The organism is Brevibacterium sediminis (assembly GCF_024895295.1).
Taxonomy (GTDB): Bacteria; Actinomycetota; Actinomycetes; order Actinomycetales; family Brevibacteriaceae; genus Brevibacterium; species Brevibacterium sediminis.
Map to the genome: position 1 here is coordinate 232,636 of NZ_JAHQRN010000004.1, position 15,316 is coordinate 247,951.

At 65.3% G+C, this 15,316-nt stretch carries 13 protein-coding genes; 9 read left to right on the forward strand and 4 right to left on the reverse strand.

Annotated elements, in window-relative coordinates; genetic code table 11:
• The first annotated feature begins 224 nt into the window (after positions 1-224).
• Positions 225-1,367: a threonine aldolase family protein gene (locus KTJ89_RS11000; RefSeq protein WP_259357753.1), complete on the forward strand. Its 1,143-nt coding sequence runs from the start codon at positions 225-227 to the stop codon at positions 1,365-1,367.
• Positions 1,368-1,406: 39 nt separating this feature from the next.
• Here KTJ89_RS11000 and KTJ89_RS11005 read toward each other — a convergent pair whose 3' ends face one another.
• Positions 1,407-1,817, reverse strand: a complete 411-nt coding sequence (locus KTJ89_RS11005; protein ID WP_139468937.1) for a universal stress protein — start codon at positions 1,815-1,817, stop codon at positions 1,407-1,409.
• Between the two features lie 316 nt (positions 1,818-2,133).
• Between KTJ89_RS11005 and KTJ89_RS11010 the strand changes: the two genes are divergently transcribed.
• The 7 genes from KTJ89_RS11010 to KTJ89_RS11040 all read left to right on the forward strand — a co-directional run bounded on the left by KTJ89_RS11010 (position 2,134) and on the right by KTJ89_RS11040 (position 11,360).
• On the forward strand, positions 2,134-3,510 hold the full coding sequence (locus tag KTJ89_RS11010; RefSeq protein WP_259357754.1) for an MFS transporter: 1,377 nt from the start codon (positions 2,134-2,136) through the stop codon (positions 3,508-3,510).
• 314 nt (positions 3,511-3,824) lie between these two features.
• Positions 3,825-4,619, forward strand: coding sequence for a DeoR/GlpR family DNA-binding transcription regulator (locus tag KTJ89_RS11015; RefSeq protein ID WP_259357755.1), 795 nt, complete (start codon positions 3,825-3,827; stop codon positions 4,617-4,619).
• Positions 4,616-5,737 (forward strand): 1-phosphofructokinase family hexose kinase, encoded by a 1,122-nt coding sequence (locus tag KTJ89_RS11020; protein WP_259357756.1) that lies wholly within the window; start codon positions 4,616-4,618, stop codon positions 5,735-5,737. The genes KTJ89_RS11015 and KTJ89_RS11020 overlap by 4 nt, the downstream gene beginning before the upstream one ends.
• Positions 5,734-7,917, forward strand: coding sequence for a PTS fructose transporter subunit IIABC (locus KTJ89_RS11025; RefSeq protein ID WP_259357757.1), 2,184 nt, complete (start codon positions 5,734-5,736; stop codon positions 7,915-7,917). Before KTJ89_RS11020 ends, KTJ89_RS11025 begins: the two co-directional genes overlap by 4 nt.
• Before the next feature lie 38 nt (positions 7,918-7,955).
• A complete protein-coding gene (ptsP, locus tag KTJ89_RS11030; protein ID WP_259357758.1) occupies positions 7,956-9,626 on the forward strand; it encodes a phosphoenolpyruvate--protein phosphotransferase in 1,671 nt (556 codons plus the stop codon).
• Between the two features lie 121 nt (positions 9,627-9,747).
• Positions 9,748-10,029 carry an HPr family phosphocarrier protein gene (locus KTJ89_RS11035; protein ID WP_259357759.1) on the forward strand — a complete coding sequence of 94 codons (282 nt, stop codon included), beginning with the start codon at positions 9,748-9,750 and terminating at the stop codon, positions 10,027-10,029.
• A 53-nt stretch (positions 10,030-10,082) separates the two neighbouring features.
• The gene (locus KTJ89_RS11040; protein WP_259357760.1) at positions 10,083-11,360 is read left to right on the forward strand and encodes a class I SAM-dependent methyltransferase; all 1,278 of its coding nucleotides are present in this window, start codon (positions 10,083-10,085) and stop codon (positions 11,358-11,360) included.
• 67 nt (positions 11,361-11,427) lie between these two features.
• Here the strand turns inward: KTJ89_RS11040 and KTJ89_RS11045 are convergent, their stop codons facing one another.
• Both KTJ89_RS11045 and KTJ89_RS11050 read right to left on the reverse strand, forming a co-directional pair.
• Positions 11,428-12,399, reverse strand: coding sequence for an HAAS signaling domain-containing protein (locus KTJ89_RS11045; protein WP_259357761.1), 972 nt, complete (start codon positions 12,397-12,399; stop codon positions 11,428-11,430).
• Complete coding sequence (locus KTJ89_RS11050; protein WP_259357762.1) at positions 12,396-12,743, reverse strand: PadR family transcriptional regulator; 348 nt, start codon at positions 12,741-12,743, stop codon at positions 12,396-12,398. The genes KTJ89_RS11045 and KTJ89_RS11050 overlap by 4 nt, the downstream gene beginning before the upstream one ends.
• Positions 12,744-12,918: 175 nt before the next feature.
• Here KTJ89_RS11050 and KTJ89_RS11055 point away from each other — a divergent pair, with 175 nt between their 5' ends.
• Positions 12,919-13,539: an HAD-IA family hydrolase gene (locus KTJ89_RS11055; protein WP_259357763.1), complete on the forward strand. Its 621-nt coding sequence runs from the start codon at positions 12,919-12,921 to the stop codon at positions 13,537-13,539.
• Positions 13,540-13,940: 401 nt separating this feature from the next.
• On the opposite strand, the gene KTJ89_RS11060 is transcribed toward KTJ89_RS11055, so the two are convergent.
• Positions 13,941-15,302: an APC family permease gene (locus KTJ89_RS11060; protein ID WP_259357764.1), complete on the reverse strand. Its 1,362-nt coding sequence runs from the start codon at positions 15,300-15,302 to the stop codon at positions 13,941-13,943.
• Positions 15,303-15,316: the final 14 nt, after the last annotated feature.

A 15,316-nucleotide genomic window follows, 5' to 3' on the forward strand; every position in this document is an offset into this window, starting at 1 on the left:
ACCACACTGCGGCCCGCCTCCACAAACGGAGGCGGGCCGCAGTGCGTTTCGGTCGGTTGGGGCGGCGCAGAGCCCTGCAACTGGTTCAAAGTGTGATTGCCGCGCACGAATGATCTGCGTATGCATTTTGAAGCCGTTATTGCCCGCAGGAGGGGCGTCTGAAGCTCCGTTGACGTCGCGCGGACCGTCGTGTCAGGGCCCTGCGGAGGGTCTAGGCTGGGATCGTGAACTCTCAGACATCTGATCAGACAGCGCAGTCGACGAACCCCGCGGACCTTCTCCCCGACACCGGCACCGCAGCCCCACCTGTCGACCCCAGCCCCGAGGCGCACCCGCGCAACTTCGGGTCCGATAACTGGGCCGGGGTCCACCCCGAGGTCATCACGGCCATTGCCGAGGCCAACGTCGGCCATACGCCCGGCTACGGCGGCGACCCGTGGACGCAGCGTTTCTACGACATCATGGCCCACCATTTCGGGCCCGAGGCTCAGGCGTTCCCCGTCTTCAATGGCACCGGCGCCAACGTCCTCGCCCTGCAGTCGGCGCTGCCGCGGTGGGCGGCGGTGATCACAGCCGCCTCGGCGCATATCAACTACGACGAGACCGGGGCACCGGAGAAGGTCGGCGGACTCAAGATCATCGGCACCGCCACCGAGAACGGCAAACTCACCCCCGCGGCGATCAAAGGTGCGATCATCGGCCGCGGCAGCGAGCACAATGCGCAGCCGCTGGCCGTGAGCATCTCACAGTCCACCGAATGGGGCACGACCTACACCCCGGACGAGATCGCGGCGATCGCGTCCACCGCGCACGAGAACGACATGATCCTCCACATCGACGGATCCCGACTCGGCAACGCGGCCGCCCACCTCGGCGTCGGCCTCGGCGACATCACGACCGCGGCCGGAGTCGACATCGTCAGCCTCGGCGGAACGAAGAACGGCTTGCTCGGCGCTGAGGCGGTCGTCGTCCTCAACCCGGAGATCGGCCAGGGACTGCGGTTCCTGCGCAAGATGAACCTGCAGCTGGCCTCGAAGATGCGCTTCCTCTCCGCCCAGCTGAACGCCCTGTACGAAGGGGACCTGTGGCGAACCTCCGCCACCCGGTCGAACGAGATGGCTCAGTATCTCAATGAGAGACTCGCCGAGGTGGCCGGCAGCGGCCGTGTCCCCGGACTGGAGATCGTGCAGAAGGTCGAGTCGAACGTCGTGTTCGTCCGCATGCCCGCCGAGGTGGCCGCCCGGGCCCGGCAGAAGTTCGCCTTCGCGGACTGGCCCTTGGAGAAGAACATCGTCCGCCTCATGTGCGCCTTCGACACGACACGAGAGGACGTCGACGCCCTCGTCGCCGCCATCGCAGGGGACTGAAGGACCTCAGGCGCGGCGCTGGGAGTCCTTCGCCGCAGGCTACTTCTTCTTCCGGCGATCGACCTTGACGGAGACGACGGGGACGTCGGAGTCGAGGATGATGCGCTGGGCCGTCGAGCCCATGATGAGCTTACCCACGGGGGAGCGGCGGCGTGATCCGATGACGATCATGCGGGTGTCGGCGGTCGCCTCGGCCAGGGCCAGAAGCTCTTCGACGGGGTCATTGCCGCGGAGGAACTGAAGGATCTCGTGGGAGACCTCGGAAGACTTCAGCGTCTCCTTGAGTTCCTCGATGTCTTTGCTGGTGGCGACGCCGCGCTCGTCGGGGGTCTCACCGATTCCGGCATTGAGCACGACGAGGACGTCGTCGAATGCGCGGGCCTGCTCGATGCCGAATTCGACAGCGGCCTTGCCTTCGGGCGAGGGGGAATAACCGACGAGGATTGTCATGATCTCTCCTGGTGCGACATTGGACGAAGCTCTCTCAATTAGTAGCATATCCGCCCTGTTCGGACGGGCGGCAGCTCACTCTGCGACGAGGGAAACGGGGAGCTTCGACTGAGATCTTCCTCACCTCACCAGGTACGGGATCGTCAGCATCGAGCGACTTCTGCTCTGTAACCGCGCGAAAACCGTGCGAAAACCCCGCGGAATCGGGCCTCCGACCCCAAATCTCAATTACTGACTGAATCGTCAGTTCGATTGACTCGGCAGTAAGGTGACCTGGGCGCTGCGTGCGCCGCGTACGAGTGAGAAAGAAGAAGCATTGACAGATCAGAATACGCATCTCGACCAGGCAGAAGCCGGTGAGACCCCAGCGCAGAAGAAGTCGGAATGGAAGACGGTCAAGGCCATCATGGCTGCCTCTTCGGGCAACCTCGTCGAATGGTTCGACTTCTACATCTACGCCTTCTTCAGCGTCTACTTCGCCGACCAGTTCTTCGTCGCTGACAACCAAGCACTGTCACTGATGCAGGCTGCCGGCGTCTTCTTCGTCGGCTTCCTCATGCGTCCCATCGGCGGCTACATCTTCGGTCGCGCCGCCGACCGCCTCGGGCGCAAGAACTCGATGCTCATCTCCATTCTGCTTATGTGCGCCGGTTCGCTGATGATGGCTCTGCTGCCCACGAGTGCGGTCGTCGGCTCCTGGGCCGCGATCCTGCTGCTCATCGTGCGCATGATCCAGGGGCTGGCCGTCGGCGGCGAGTACGGCGCCACCGCCACCTACATGTCCGAGGTCGCCACCGAAGGCAAACGCGGCTTCTACTCCTCCTTCCAGTACGTCACTCTCATCGGCGGCCAGCTGCTGGCCAGCCTGCTGGCCGTCATCATGACCCACACTCTGGGCACCGACCAGATCGAAGCCGGCTGGTGGCGACTGCCCTTCGCCATCGGCGCTGCCGCCGCGATCGTCTCCCTGTGGCTGCGCCGCGGACTCGAGGAGACGACCTCGGCGGACACCCGCAAGGACGAGAACTTCGGCAGCTTCCGCGAAGTGCTGCGCCACCCGCGCGCCTTCTTCGTCGTCCTCGGCATCACCAGCGTCGGATCGCTCGTCTTCTATGTCTTCACCACTTACATGCAGAAGTTCCTGCTGCTGCAGAACGAAGGCACCCCGGGCGAAGCCGTGTTCAACAAAGGCTCCATCGCTGACCTCATGACAATCTGCCTGCTCATCTTCGTCGTCATGCAGCCCATCGCGGGCAAGATCTCGGACAAGATCGGCCGTAAAAACAACATGCTCATCTTCGTCATCGGCATGATCGCGCTGCCCATCCCGCTGCTCGGCATGATCGGCAAGGCCGATTCCGTCCTCACTGCAGGCATCCTCATCGTCATCGCCATGGCGTTCATCAGCATGTACACCTCGATCTCCGGAATCGTGAAGGCCGAGATGTTCCCGGCCCACATCCGCGGAATCGGCGTCGGCTTCACCTATGCGGTCGGCAACTCGCTGTTCGGCGGCTCCGCCGAATACGTCGCGCTGTGGTTCCGCAACGCTGGAATCGGCACCTGGTTCGCCGTCTACGTCGTCGTCATCGCAATCGTCGGCTTCGTCGCCGTGGCCTTCATGCACGACAACCGCAAACACTCGACGATCGACAACGCCGATTCCTCGGCGTACAAACGCATCGGCAGCTGAATGACCGACGGCTGATCCCATCACCGAGGCGGCTTACCCGGTCCGCTGATCCCATCGCCGAGGTGGCCCACCCCGACCGTGAATGACGAGTGCCCCGGAACGCTGAGTTCCGGGGCACTCGTCATTCATCGATCTCGCCGCCTCGGCCGAGCCGCCTTGCCGGGTCGACCACTAGGTGATGTGGGAATAATTGGAAAGATGTTGGAATGTGATTGACGGTGCGTGAATAGAGTCCTAAGATCGTTCAAACCAACAGATAACCACGTGGTTATTCGTCCGTATGACGATGAGCCGTGCGAAGGGAAAGGCCGGACGTGTTCGCTGAAGAACGGCAACGACGCATCGCTGAGCTCGTCAGCGAAGCGGGCCGGGTCAATGTCACCGATCTGGCCGCCGATTTCGACATCACGACGGAAACCGTTCGACGCGACCTCGCCGCCCTCGAAAAGGCCGGAGCCCTCCAGCGCGTCCACGGGGGAGCGGTGCCTTGCCGTCCCCACAGCCTCGAAGAGCCGGCCTTCGACGACCGCGAGATCCATAACCTCGATGAGAAGACAGCGATCGCCCGGTCAGCGCTGAGCCTGCTGGAGGAGACGATGAGCATCTCCGTGGACGGCGGCACGACCTGTGCGGCCTTCGCTCGCGCGATCGCCGACGAAGCCCATGGCCGCCTCGTCGCCGGACAGGCACCGCGACAACTGCGCGTCATCACGAACTCCCTGTCCGCCATCGACAGCCTGGCCGGAGCGCCCGGCGTCGACATCTTCGTCCTCCCCGGCCGGTTCCGCCCGGTCACCCGGGCCATGGTCGGACCGCAGACGATCACGGCCATCGAGGGCCATCGAGTGGATCTCGCGGTGCTCGGCACCAATGGACTCACCGGCGACGGCGTCTCCACGCCCGACCATGACGAGGCGGCGACGAAGTCAGCGTTCGTGCAATCCGGACGCAGGGTCGCCGTGCTCGCCGACTCAGCGAAGTTCGATGCCATCTCTCTGGTGCGGTTCGCGGAACTCGACCAGATCGATGTCCTCATCACCGATGACGCGCCGGAAGAGTCGTTGTCGGCCGATCTGGAGACTGCGGAAGTCGAGGTCGTCACTCCATGATCCTCACCCTCACCGCCAACCCCAGCCTCGACCGGACCATCGAAGTGCCCGGCCCCGTTCTCCGCGGCCAGGTGCAGCGCGCCGTCTGGGCCGGACAGCAGCCCGGCGGCAAGGGAGTCAATGTCTCCCGTGCCGTGGCGGCCGCCGACCGTGACACCCTGGCGGTCCTGCCCGGAGACATCGACGACCCGGTGCTCACCGGACTCGACGCGATCGGACTGGCTCATCGCTCCGTTCCCACCGGCACGCCGCTGCGGTCCAATATCACCGTCACCGAACCCGACGGCACGACGACGAAGATCAACGAACCAGGCTCGCCTCTGAGCCCGCAGGCTCAGGACGAACTGCTCGATCTCGTGGCCGAGCAGGCAGTCGGTGCGAGCTGGGTCGTCCTGGCCGGTTCGCTGCCTCCAGGAGTCGACGATGACTTCTACGCCCGCGCGATCAAACGTATCCGCCAGCTTGATCGTCCGCCGCTGATCGCCGTCGACACCTCCGGTGCTCCTCTGGCTGCGGCCCTGATGGCCTCACCAGATCTCATCAAACCCAACGCCGAAGAACTTGCCGAGCTCCTCAACGCTGCCGGCCTCCTGCACGCCTCCGGTCTCCGGGACGATTCTGACCCACGTGACGCCGTCGAATCCCTCGGCACCGCCGAACTGCACACGATCGCCGACCGCCTCGAGTCCTCACCGCAGCTCACGGCTCGCGCCACATCGACCCTGCTCAACGCGCGCGGCCCCCGCCCACGGTCGATCCTTGCGACCTTGGGCGCCGGCGGCGCAGTGCTCGCCCAGCCGGACGCTGCCTGGCATGCCCAGCATCCGCCTACGGACGTCGTGAGCACCGTGGGCGCGGGCGACTCCACTCTTGCCGGGTACCTGCTGGGTCTGACCGGCGGCCGTGAACCCGCTGCGGCCCTGGCGCGAGCCGTCGCCTACGGAGCTGCAGCCGCCCGTCTGCGCGGCACCGGAGTGCCGAGCCCGGCGGACGCCCGGACCGACGCGGTGACCGTGACGTCACTGGACACACCGGCAACGGTGCCTGCAGGCACGCATACCGACGACACTTCCCACCGACACGAGGGCGCAGCCCCCGAAGCCGAGGAGGCACGATGACATCGCTCATCACAACAGACCTGGTGGTCCTCGACGCGGATCAGGGGACGGAGTCGTCCGCTGTCATCCGCGCTCTGGCCGCCACGATCGCCGAACAGGGCCGCGCGAACTCCGCAGACGGATTGGCGGACGCGGCGATCGCCCGCGAAGAGAAGACCCCGACCGGCGTTCCCGGCGGCATCGCCATCCCGCACGCCCGCACCGAGGCGGTCACCGAACCCAGCCTCGCAATGGCGCGACTGAACCCGCCGGTCGACTTCGGTGCCAAGGACGGCCCCGCCGACCTCGTGTTCATGATCGCCGCCCCCGAGGGCGCCGGGAAGGACCACCTCAAGCTCCTGTCGAAACTCGCGCGGTCGCTGGTGAAGAAGGACTTCGTCGCCTCCCTGCGCGCGGCGACGACCGAGCAGGAAGTCGTCGACCTCGTCGAAACCGCCCTCGGCCTACGCGAGACGCCCGAAGAGTCGACCAGCACCGAGTCGACCCCCACCGGCGCATCCACCGCCGCCGCTGCGGCCCCCACCGCAGCAGCCGCCTCCTCGACCGACCAGCCCCGCCGCGTCGTCGCCGTCACGGCCTGCCCGACGGGAATCGCCCACACCTATATGGCCGCCGACGCCCTCGTCCAGGCCGGAGCCGAGATGGGTATCGACGTCGTCACCGAGACCCAGGGCTCGAGCGGCACGACTCCGATCGACCAGTCCGTCATCGATGCCGCCGACGCCGTCGTCTTCGCTGTCGACGTCGACGTCCGGGACAAGCCGCGGTTCGCCGGCAAACCCTATGTGCAAGTGCGGGTGAAGGCCGGAATCGATGATCCGCAGGGCCTCATCGCGAAGGCCCTCGCCGAGGCGGACGCTCCCAACGGCCGCAGGCTGGCCGCCGCTCACGCCGCCGCCGACGACGAATCGTCCACGGCAGGAAACTCTCGCGAAAGCATCGGCGCCCACCTCAAGCGCGTACTGCTGACCGGTGTCAGCTACATGATCCCCTTCGTCGCCGCCGGCGGACTGCTCATGGCACTGGGGTTCCTCCTCGGCGGATTCGACATCCCCGACTACGCCGAGGACATCGTTCTGGGCAACTCCCTGTGGAACCTGCCCACCGAATACGGTGACCTGGCACTCGGACCCGTCGGCGCCTACCTGGGCGCCGTGGCCTTCCAGATCGGCAACCTGTCGATGAGCTTCCTCGTCGCCGCCCTGGCCGGATACATCGCCTACGGCATCGCCGACCGCCCCGGAATCGCTCCCGGCTTCACCGTCGGCGCCGTCGCCGTGCTCATGGGCGCCGGGTTCATCGGCGGCATCATCGGCGGACTCCTCGCCGGCTATATCGCCCACTGGATCGGCTCCTTCGCCGCACCGAGGTGGCTGCGCGGACTCATGCCCGTCGTGATCATCCCGCTGGTGGCCTCCCTCGTCTCCTCGGGCCTGATGTTCATGGTCCTCGGCGGACCGATCAGCGCCCTGACCAAGGGCCTCGACAGCTGGCTGAGCTCCATGACCGGAACCGCCGCCGTCGTCCTCGGGCTCATCCTCGGCGCGATGATGGCCGTCGATCTGGGCGGGCCCGTCAACAAGGTTGCCTACTCGTTCGCCGTCGCCGGCCTCGCCGCAGGCTCCGTCGACAACCCCGTGCCGTGGGAGATCATGGCCACGGTGATGGCCGCCGGAATGGTTCCGCCCCTGGCCATGGCGCTGGCCACCGCCGTCCGTCCACGCATCTTCTCCCAGGCGGAGAAGGAAAATGGAAAGGCCGCCTGGCTGCTCGGCGCCGCGTTCATCTCCGAAGGCGCGATTCCCTTCGCCGCCTCCGATCCGCTGCGCGTGATCCCTGCCTCGGTCGTCGGTGCCGGCGTCACGGGCGGCATGACGATGGCCTTCTCCGTCACCAGCCAGGCCCCGCACGGCGGCGTGTTCGTCTTCTTCGCCATCGACTCGTTCCTGCTGTTCCTGCTCTCCGTCGTCGTCGGCACGATCATCAGCGCCGTGCTGGTGCTCGCGCTCAAGATCCTCGTCCGCAAGGGCGGAGCGGCAGGCCTCGCCGAGGCGGCCGACCGGTCCGCACCGGCGACGACCGCAGCCGCGTCGACCGGTTCGACCACCGGATCCGGTTCGGCCGGTGAGGCTCAGCAGGCCGAACCGGTATCGTCGAACGCTGACGCCACACGAGTCTGACCGCTCTCACCGACGAGGCAAGACAGGAAGGAATGGGGATGTCCGCAGAGTTCTCAGGCATCGGAGTCGTACCCGGACGGGTCATCGCCCCGGCGCTGACCATGCCCGACCCCGTGTCCGCACCCGTGGCGAAGCCCGCCCCGGCTGATCCCGAAGCTGAGGCGAACAGGATCCGAGAGGCCTCGGCCGCCGTCCACGCCGAACTGCGTGAGCGCGCCGAATCCGTCACCGGGGACGCCCGCGACGTGCTCAAGGCCACCGCCCTCATGGCCAAGGACCCCACTCTGGTGAAGACGGCGATCAGACGCCTGTCCGACACCGACGCGGAGACCGCGATCTGGACGGTGGCCGCGGAGACCGCTGCACAGTTTGAGAAGCTCGGCGGCTATATGGCCGAACGCGCAGCCGACGTCCTCGATGTCCGCGCCCGCCTCGTCGCCCATCTGCGTGGAGTGCCGGCCCCCGGCATTCCACACGCGGCCGAGCCCTTCGTGCTCATCGCCACGGATCTCGCTCCCGCCGACACCGCAACTCTGGATTCTGAGCTGGTCGTCGGACTCGTCTGCGCAGAGGGTGGACCGCAGAGCCATACGGCCATCCTCGCCAGGTCGTTGGGCATTCCCGCCGTGGTCGCAGCCGCCGGCGTCCGCGAGATCACCGACCACACACCCGTCTTCGTCGACGGCGGTGCCGGAGTCCTGCGCACCGAACCCGGAGCGACGGAGACCGGCCTCGTCGAGGCATGGGCGGAGACGGCCGGCCGTCTGCAGTCGTTCACCGGACCCTGTCTCCTGAGCGACGGCACCCGGATTCCGCTGCGTGCGAATGTCGGCGACGGCGCTCAGGCACGGGCAGCGGCAGCCGCCGGTGCCGAAGGCGTCGGTCTGCTGCGCACCGAGTTCTGCTTCCTCGATCGTGACACCGAACCCAGCGTCGAGGAGCAGGCCGAGGCCTATGGGCAGGTGTTCGCAGCCTTCGATGATCACAAGGTTGTCGTGCGCACCCTCGATGCCGGAGCCGACAAGCCTCTGCCGTTCCTCACCGACGCCGATGAACCGAACCCGGCCCTGGGCGTACGCGGATTCCGGACCAGTCGCCGGGCTCAGGGCGTCCTCGAACGTCAGCTCGAGGCGATCGCGCTCGCCGCCTCAAGGCATGCGGTGACCGTCCACGTCATGGCTCCGATGATCGCCACCGCCGAGGAGGCCCGACAGTTCGCAGACCTCGTTCGTGCGGCAGGACTCCCCACCGCCGGTGTCATGGTCGAGGTTCCCTCGGCGGCGCTGCAGGCGGCCACGATCCTCGAGGAAGTCGAGTTCGCGTCCATCGGCACGAACGATCTCACCCAGTACGTCATGGCCTCCGACCGCATGCTCGGAGGCCTGGCCGAACTCAGCGACTCGTGGCAGCCGGCAGTCCTGCAGGTCATCGGCCTGGCTGCTACCCAAGGTGCTGCGGCGGAGAAGTCGGTGGGCGTGTGCGGAGAGGCCGCGGCCGATCCGGCATTGGCCGTCGTGCTCGTGGGCCTCGGAGTCACCAGCCTGTCCATGGCGCCCGGAGCTCTGCCTGCCGTCGCCGAGGTGCTGTCCGGTGTCTCCCTGGACCAGGCACAGCAGATCGCCCGCAGCGCACTTGCGGCGCGCAGCCCGAGCGAAGCGAAGGCCGCGGCCCGAGCCGAGCTGCCGATTCTCGACGGGCTCGGCCTGTGAGCCCGGCCGTCGGGCGAGTGACCCCGTGACATACTCAGCACCACCACAGACACCACCAACAGGACATGCCGAAACACCGGGCAGGCCGAACCACGGCCGGTCTGATCAGGAAGGACAACTCATGGCAGAGACCATCGCAACAGTCGGAAGCACCGTCGGCCTGCACGCCCGTCCAGCAGCACTGCTGGCCGAGGCCGCCGCAGACTATGACCTCGAGATCACCATCGCCATGGAAGGCGAACCGGCCGAGGATGCCCTCGACGCGGCCAGCGTGCTCTCCCTCATGGGCCTCGGCGCGGAATACGGTCAGAAGGTCGTTCTGCGCGCCGAGGGTGACGGAGCCGACGAAGCATTGGCCAACCTCAAGCAGCTCATCGAAACCGACCACGACTCCGAAGGCTGAGCGGCACACCCTCGGGGAGGCGGCGACCGGTCCGCTCGGATTAGACTGATCGAATGTCCGCCTCCCTGCTGCCCTCTGACTCTGCCGCCGCCGATCGCAGCCGGGATCTGCTGGCGGTATTCCCTCAGCTCAGCGATGTGCCCGGTCTGCCGCAGGCGCGCATGCTCATCGACTACGTCATCGGTCGCCGACTCGGAGTCCTCGACGTCTCGGGCCGGGACACCGAAGGCACCTTCGTCGCCGCCGAACTCTCAGCCGAGGTCCCCGAGAACCTCATCCTCGTCGACGATGCGCACGGTCTGCAGGCGACCCTGCTCAGCCGGCTGACGCAGGTATGCACATACAACGACCGGCTCGACGAGGCACGGACTTTGGCCGCAGCGGTCGAGTCCCTGGCCGGAGCCGGCGAATCCGCGGGAGTCGCCGGAGAGCCAGTTGCCGAAGCGGCCCCCGTACTGGCAGTGAGCGAGCTCAATGAGATCGCGGGACTGGCCGAATTCGGCGTGGGGGAGACGTGGGCAGTCGTCAACGCTCCGAAGGCGATGAATGCGCTCACCGAGACGATCGCGGTACTGCAGCCGTTGGCGAGCACCATCATCGTCATCGGCCGCAGCGATGCGATGAGCCGCGGCGTCAACAAGGAGCTCGCCCGCGGATTCGGCCGAGTCGATGTCTCTCCCGGGGTCGGCAAGCACCGGATGATCATCGGCAGCCGCCCCCTGTCCTCTCCGAGTCTGCCGGAATTCCCACGCCGCGGGATGATCACCCATCGCGGTGTCGGTGAGCTCGAAGTCCGCGCTCATGGGGCCTGCTTCTCCGGGACGAAGAGCGATGAGGGCTCGGAGCTGCTCATCGACTCACTGCTGGGACTGCTCCCAGGTGGGGCGCCGGAGTCCGTGCTCGACCTCGGCTGCGGCAACGGCTGGCTGCTCACCGCGGCCATGCGGGCCTCGGGGGCGAATACGGGGCTCGGCGTCGATGTGTCGAAGGCGGCGGTCGCCTCGGCGAGGGCCACAGCGGAGGCGAACGGAGTCGGAGTCGATATCATCCTCGGTGACGCCGCGGATCCGGGAGAACCGGCGCTCGCGAACTTAGGCGAATTCGATGTCATCCTGCTCAATCCGCCGTTCCATCAGGGAACGGCCATCGAGACCGAGACGGCCGCGGCGCTCATGGCCACGGCCGCCGAGCATCTGGCGCCGGGCGGGCAGGTGCTCACGGTGTTCAATTCGCATCTGCGCTACCGGGATCGTCTCGAATCGATCATCGGACCGAGTCGGCAGCTGGCCCGGAACAAGAAGTTCACTGTCATCGCCAGCCGCCGCGACTGAGGTCTCTCACCAGCTGTGCGCCAGCTGTGCGATCGGGTCGGCAGGTGGCCGTCCCGATCGCACAACTTCACCGACGATTGCGGCGATAGATCCGCCAGGTGCTCACCTGATCCCAGACGGTGATGATCCAGATCGCGATGACCGTGATGATCTGCTGGAAGTCGGGGTTCCCGGTGTTCGTGAGCTCGGGGTGGAGGACCGGCTGAGTGAGCAGCGCGATGGTGAGGAAGACGGCCATGGCGATGTCGACGATCCCGCCGATGATGGCCACGGTCGGTTTCGCCGAGGCGGTCGTGAACTTGATGACCTCGACCCCAGCCATGAGCGCGAGGAAGGCCCAGTAGCCGAGCAGCCAGCCGACGCCGAGGTCGGGGTTGACGAACGTCTCCCCACCGTTGAGGTGGCCGACGTAGAGCAGAGAGGTCGGGATGAGCGGGACCATTGCCAGGGCGACGATGAAGACCAGCCCGAGCCCCGCCTCGGCGCGGATCTGCTTGCTGTGGGAATCGCGTCGGTCGAGATCATCGACCGTCCACGTGCCCGGATTCCGCTTCCGGAGCGAATCGGATGCGCCGCCGTCCATTCCGCGATCGCCGAGACCGATGATGATCGTGATGGCGGCGAATGCGGTCAGCAGGGCGATGACAGTGTTGCCGGCCGTCTTGCCGATGATCTCTCCGATCTGGACTCCGGGGGAGACGGCGATGGTGGTCACGATGTTTGTGAGCACGGCGAGCAGACCGACGATGGGCAGGACCCAACGCAGCGCCCAGATATAGAGCGGGTAGGAATTCGGGCCGATGAGGTGCTGCGGAGAGTTCGAGTACTCCCGCGACAGCGCGACGGGATCGCCGAGCTCTTCGAGGACTTCGCGTTCGACGGTCGCCGTGTGATCCGGGGACGAATCCGCATCCTCGCCGAGGCGGGCGTCGACCATGTCGTCGATCGTGGCGGTGATCTCGGCGGCGATGTCGGGCCGGGAGTCTTCGGGGAGGTGGCGGGTGACGTTGTCGACGTAGATTTCGGTGAGCGCACTCATGGTGTGCCGTCCTTCCAGAGCTTGGTGATGCTGGAGTTGAGTTCGAGCCAGTGGCGGTGCAGTGCGGCGGCGACTTCGGCGCCGCTGTCGGTGAGTGTGTAGTACTTGCGGGGGCGGGCTTGTTCGGTGTTCCAAACCGATGTGAGCAGGCCCTGTTTCTCGAGCCGCCGCAGGAGGGGGTAGAGGGTGTTGGCCTCGGTGGCGATGCCTGCTTCGGTCAGCGTCGTCAGCAGCGAGTAGCCGTACTGCGGCCGTCGACAGGCGACGAGGCTGGCGAAGACCACGGTGCCGCGTCGCAGCTCCTGTTCGTGGGTGGCCAGTGCCTTGTCTTCATCCTCGTTCATGCATCACACGATAGTGTGTGTCGCACACTATTACAAGAGGCGGGGTATTCTTTGCTGCGGTACGGCGCGCGGCACGGTTTAGGGTCAGCAGCTCACGTTGGAACATGGGCTATTCGCCTCAACCTGGGCTTTCCGGCACACGAGTAGCGCGAGCATCGGTAGGTAGTCTTGCCTCATGAGTTTGAGGAAGTGGGTGCTCTTCGATATCGGGGGAGTGCTGGAGGTCGTTGATGATGACACCTGGGTACAGCTTTTCGTTCGCCGGTGGCAGGAGCGCTCTGGATTCTCAGCGGAGGAGTATCGGGCGCGCATTCTGGCGGCGGACTTGCCGGTCATCGACCGTAGAGCGGACACACGGGACGAGTACTGGTCGAAGCTGGGTCGAGCGCTCGAGATGGATTCGAACCTGATCGAGGCTATGCAGGCCGAGATGTGGCACGAATACTGCGGGAGTCTCAATACAGAGTTGTTTGAGTATGCAGCTGCGCTGCGGCCACGCGCCGGTGTGGCGATTCTGTCGAACTCAGTGGACGGGGCGCGGCGCGAGGAAGAACGGCGGTTCGGGTTCGGTGAAGTCTTTGACCCGATTCTCTACAGTCACGAGACCGGTCTGCTCAAGCCTGAACCGGAGGCCTATGAGAATGCGCTTGAGCGACTGGGTGCTGATGCAGACGATGTGTTGTTCATTGATGACCACGAGGTGTGCGCCGAGGGTGCTCGTGCCGTCGGCATGGATGCGATCGTGCACCGTGACAATCGGTCGACGATTAATGAGATCGAGCAGTTTCTTCTTTAGGCGGGTTGAGTGAACAGGAGTGAATGAAATGGCGAATAACAGTGCTTTGGCTGGTTTCATCCTCGGGCTGGCAGTGTCTGCTGGGGTGTTGATGCTGTTGTTTCCTGGGCTTCTTGAAGGGCCTGAGGCATGGCAGGTGTGGGTAGCTTGGATGGCTGCCGGATGTGCCATCGCCTGCGCGCTCGGGACGGTATTGTCTCGAGCCCGCGGGCGATGATCGAAGCGCATCCTCTTCAGGCTTTTGCCACGGATCCCGGCTGATCTGAATCGGCCGAGTCAACGGCGAGTTCGGAAAGCTGGGTGCGGAGGCCCTTTGTTGCCACGGCTGGGATGACGGCTCCGATGACGAGCCGGATCGTGTCGAGGGTGATCGCGTGCCCGTTGAGCCGAGTAGGTCAACGTCAGTCCGTCAGGTCGAGCATTGGTGTCGGCCGACGGAATCCCCGTGTGACGAAAGCGAGGTATCCGACTCCGAGAACCAGCCAGATGGCGCCGATGAGAAGAGTCCGCGGAGACAGGCTCGTCCACAGCCACAGGGTCAGACAGAACCCGATTCCCGGTAGAACGATCGAACTGAGAACAGCACGTGAACCGCGATTCTTCTCGTCGATGATGAAGTGCTTGATAACCGACAGATTCACTGCTGAGAACGCGATCAGAGCACCGAAGCTGACCATCTCCGATATGAATGCGAGGTCGACGGCGAGCGCAAGCAGAGAGACTGCGCCGACAGTCAGAGTTGCAATCGTGGGTGTGTGAAAGCGCGGTGACAAGCGGCCGAAGTAGCTTTTCGGGAGCACACCGTCGCGACCCATCGCGAAGAGAATGCGTGAGACTGATGCCTGCGAGGTCAGAGCCGAGCCGCATGCTCCGGCGACATAGGCGGCGGTGAAGAAGGCGGTGAGGAATTCGCCGCCGGCCGCCGCCATGACGTCAAGCGCGCCTGAATCGACATCGGCGAACTGATTCGACGGGTAGACCAGCTGAGCCAGGTACGACAGAACAATGTAGATGAGGCCGCCGGTGACAGTGGCGATGACGATCGCGCGGGGAACTGCTCTCTTCGCGTCCTTGGCCTCCTCGGACAAAGTCGAGACCGCATCGAAGCCGAGGAAAGACAGACACAGAATCGCTGCGCCGGCCATGACATTGTCGAATCCGGGTGCAGAACCGTCACCAGTGAACGGCGCCGCTAGGTCGACAGAACCAGATCCGGTGAATGAGGCGATGCCGAGTGCTGCGAAGACAATGATGAAGATTGCTTGAGCAGCGATGATGACGATGTTGGCGCGTGCAACGGAGACGATTCCGATGACATTGAGGATCGTGACGAGAACAATGGCAGAGACCGCGAAGACCCAGGCAGGGATCATGGGGAAAGCCGCGCTGAGGTAGATGCCGATGACAAGATAATTGATCATCGGCAGGAACAGGTAGTCGAGAAGCAGCGCCCAACCGGCAACGAAGCCGATTCCAGCTCCGAAGCTCTTCTGCGTGTACGTGTATGCCGAACCGGCAAAGGGCATGGCGGCAGCCATCTTCGCATATGACCGCGCGGTGAACACCATTGCCAGCAGGGTGATGACGTAAGCGGCTGGGACGCGGCCCCCGGTGACCTGGGTGACGATTCCGTAAGTCGTGAAGACTGTCAGTGGAACCATATAGACGAGGCCGAAGAAGACGAGTGAAGGTACCCCGAGCGCACGCTTCAGGTGAGTCTCGGAGGTGTCTTGCGTGGTGGCGTTGTGATTGGAATGGGACATCATTGTCCTTTCGA

Excerpts from the sequence above, each read along its gene's own strand:
- KTJ89_RS11060 (WP_259357764.1), bottom strand. The coding sequence starts at position 15,302 with ATGTCCCATTCCAATCACAACGCCACCACGCAAGACACCTCCGAGACT.
- ptsP (WP_259357758.1), top strand. The coding sequence starts at position 7,956 with ATGTCCGCAGAGTTCTCAGGCATCGGAGTCGTACCCGGACGGGTCATC.
- KTJ89_RS11045 (WP_259357761.1), bottom strand. The coding sequence starts at position 12,399 with ATGAGTGCGCTCACCGAAATCTACGTCGACAACGTCACCCGCCACCTC.
- KTJ89_RS11020 (WP_259357756.1), top strand. The coding sequence starts at position 4,616 with ATGATCCTCACCCTCACCGCCAACCCCAGCCTCGACCGGACCATCGAA.
- KTJ89_RS11050 (WP_259357762.1), bottom strand. The coding sequence starts at position 12,743 with ATGAACGAGGATGAAGACAAGGCACTGGCCACCCACGAACAGGAGCTG.
- KTJ89_RS11055 (WP_259357763.1), top strand. The coding sequence starts at position 12,919 with ATGAGTTTGAGGAAGTGGGTGCTCTTCGATATCGGGGGAGTGCTGGAG.
- KTJ89_RS11040 (WP_259357760.1), top strand. The coding sequence starts at position 10,083 with ATGTCCGCCTCCCTGCTGCCCTCTGACTCTGCCGCCGCCGATCGCAGC.
- KTJ89_RS11035 (WP_259357759.1), top strand. The coding sequence starts at position 9,748 with ATGGCAGAGACCATCGCAACAGTCGGAAGCACCGTCGGCCTGCACGCC.
- KTJ89_RS11005 (WP_139468937.1), bottom strand. The coding sequence starts at position 1,817 with ATGACAATCCTCGTCGGTTATTCCCCCTCGCCCGAAGGCAAGGCCGCT.
- KTJ89_RS11025 (WP_259357757.1), top strand. The coding sequence starts at position 5,734 with ATGACATCGCTCATCACAACAGACCTGGTGGTCCTCGACGCGGATCAG.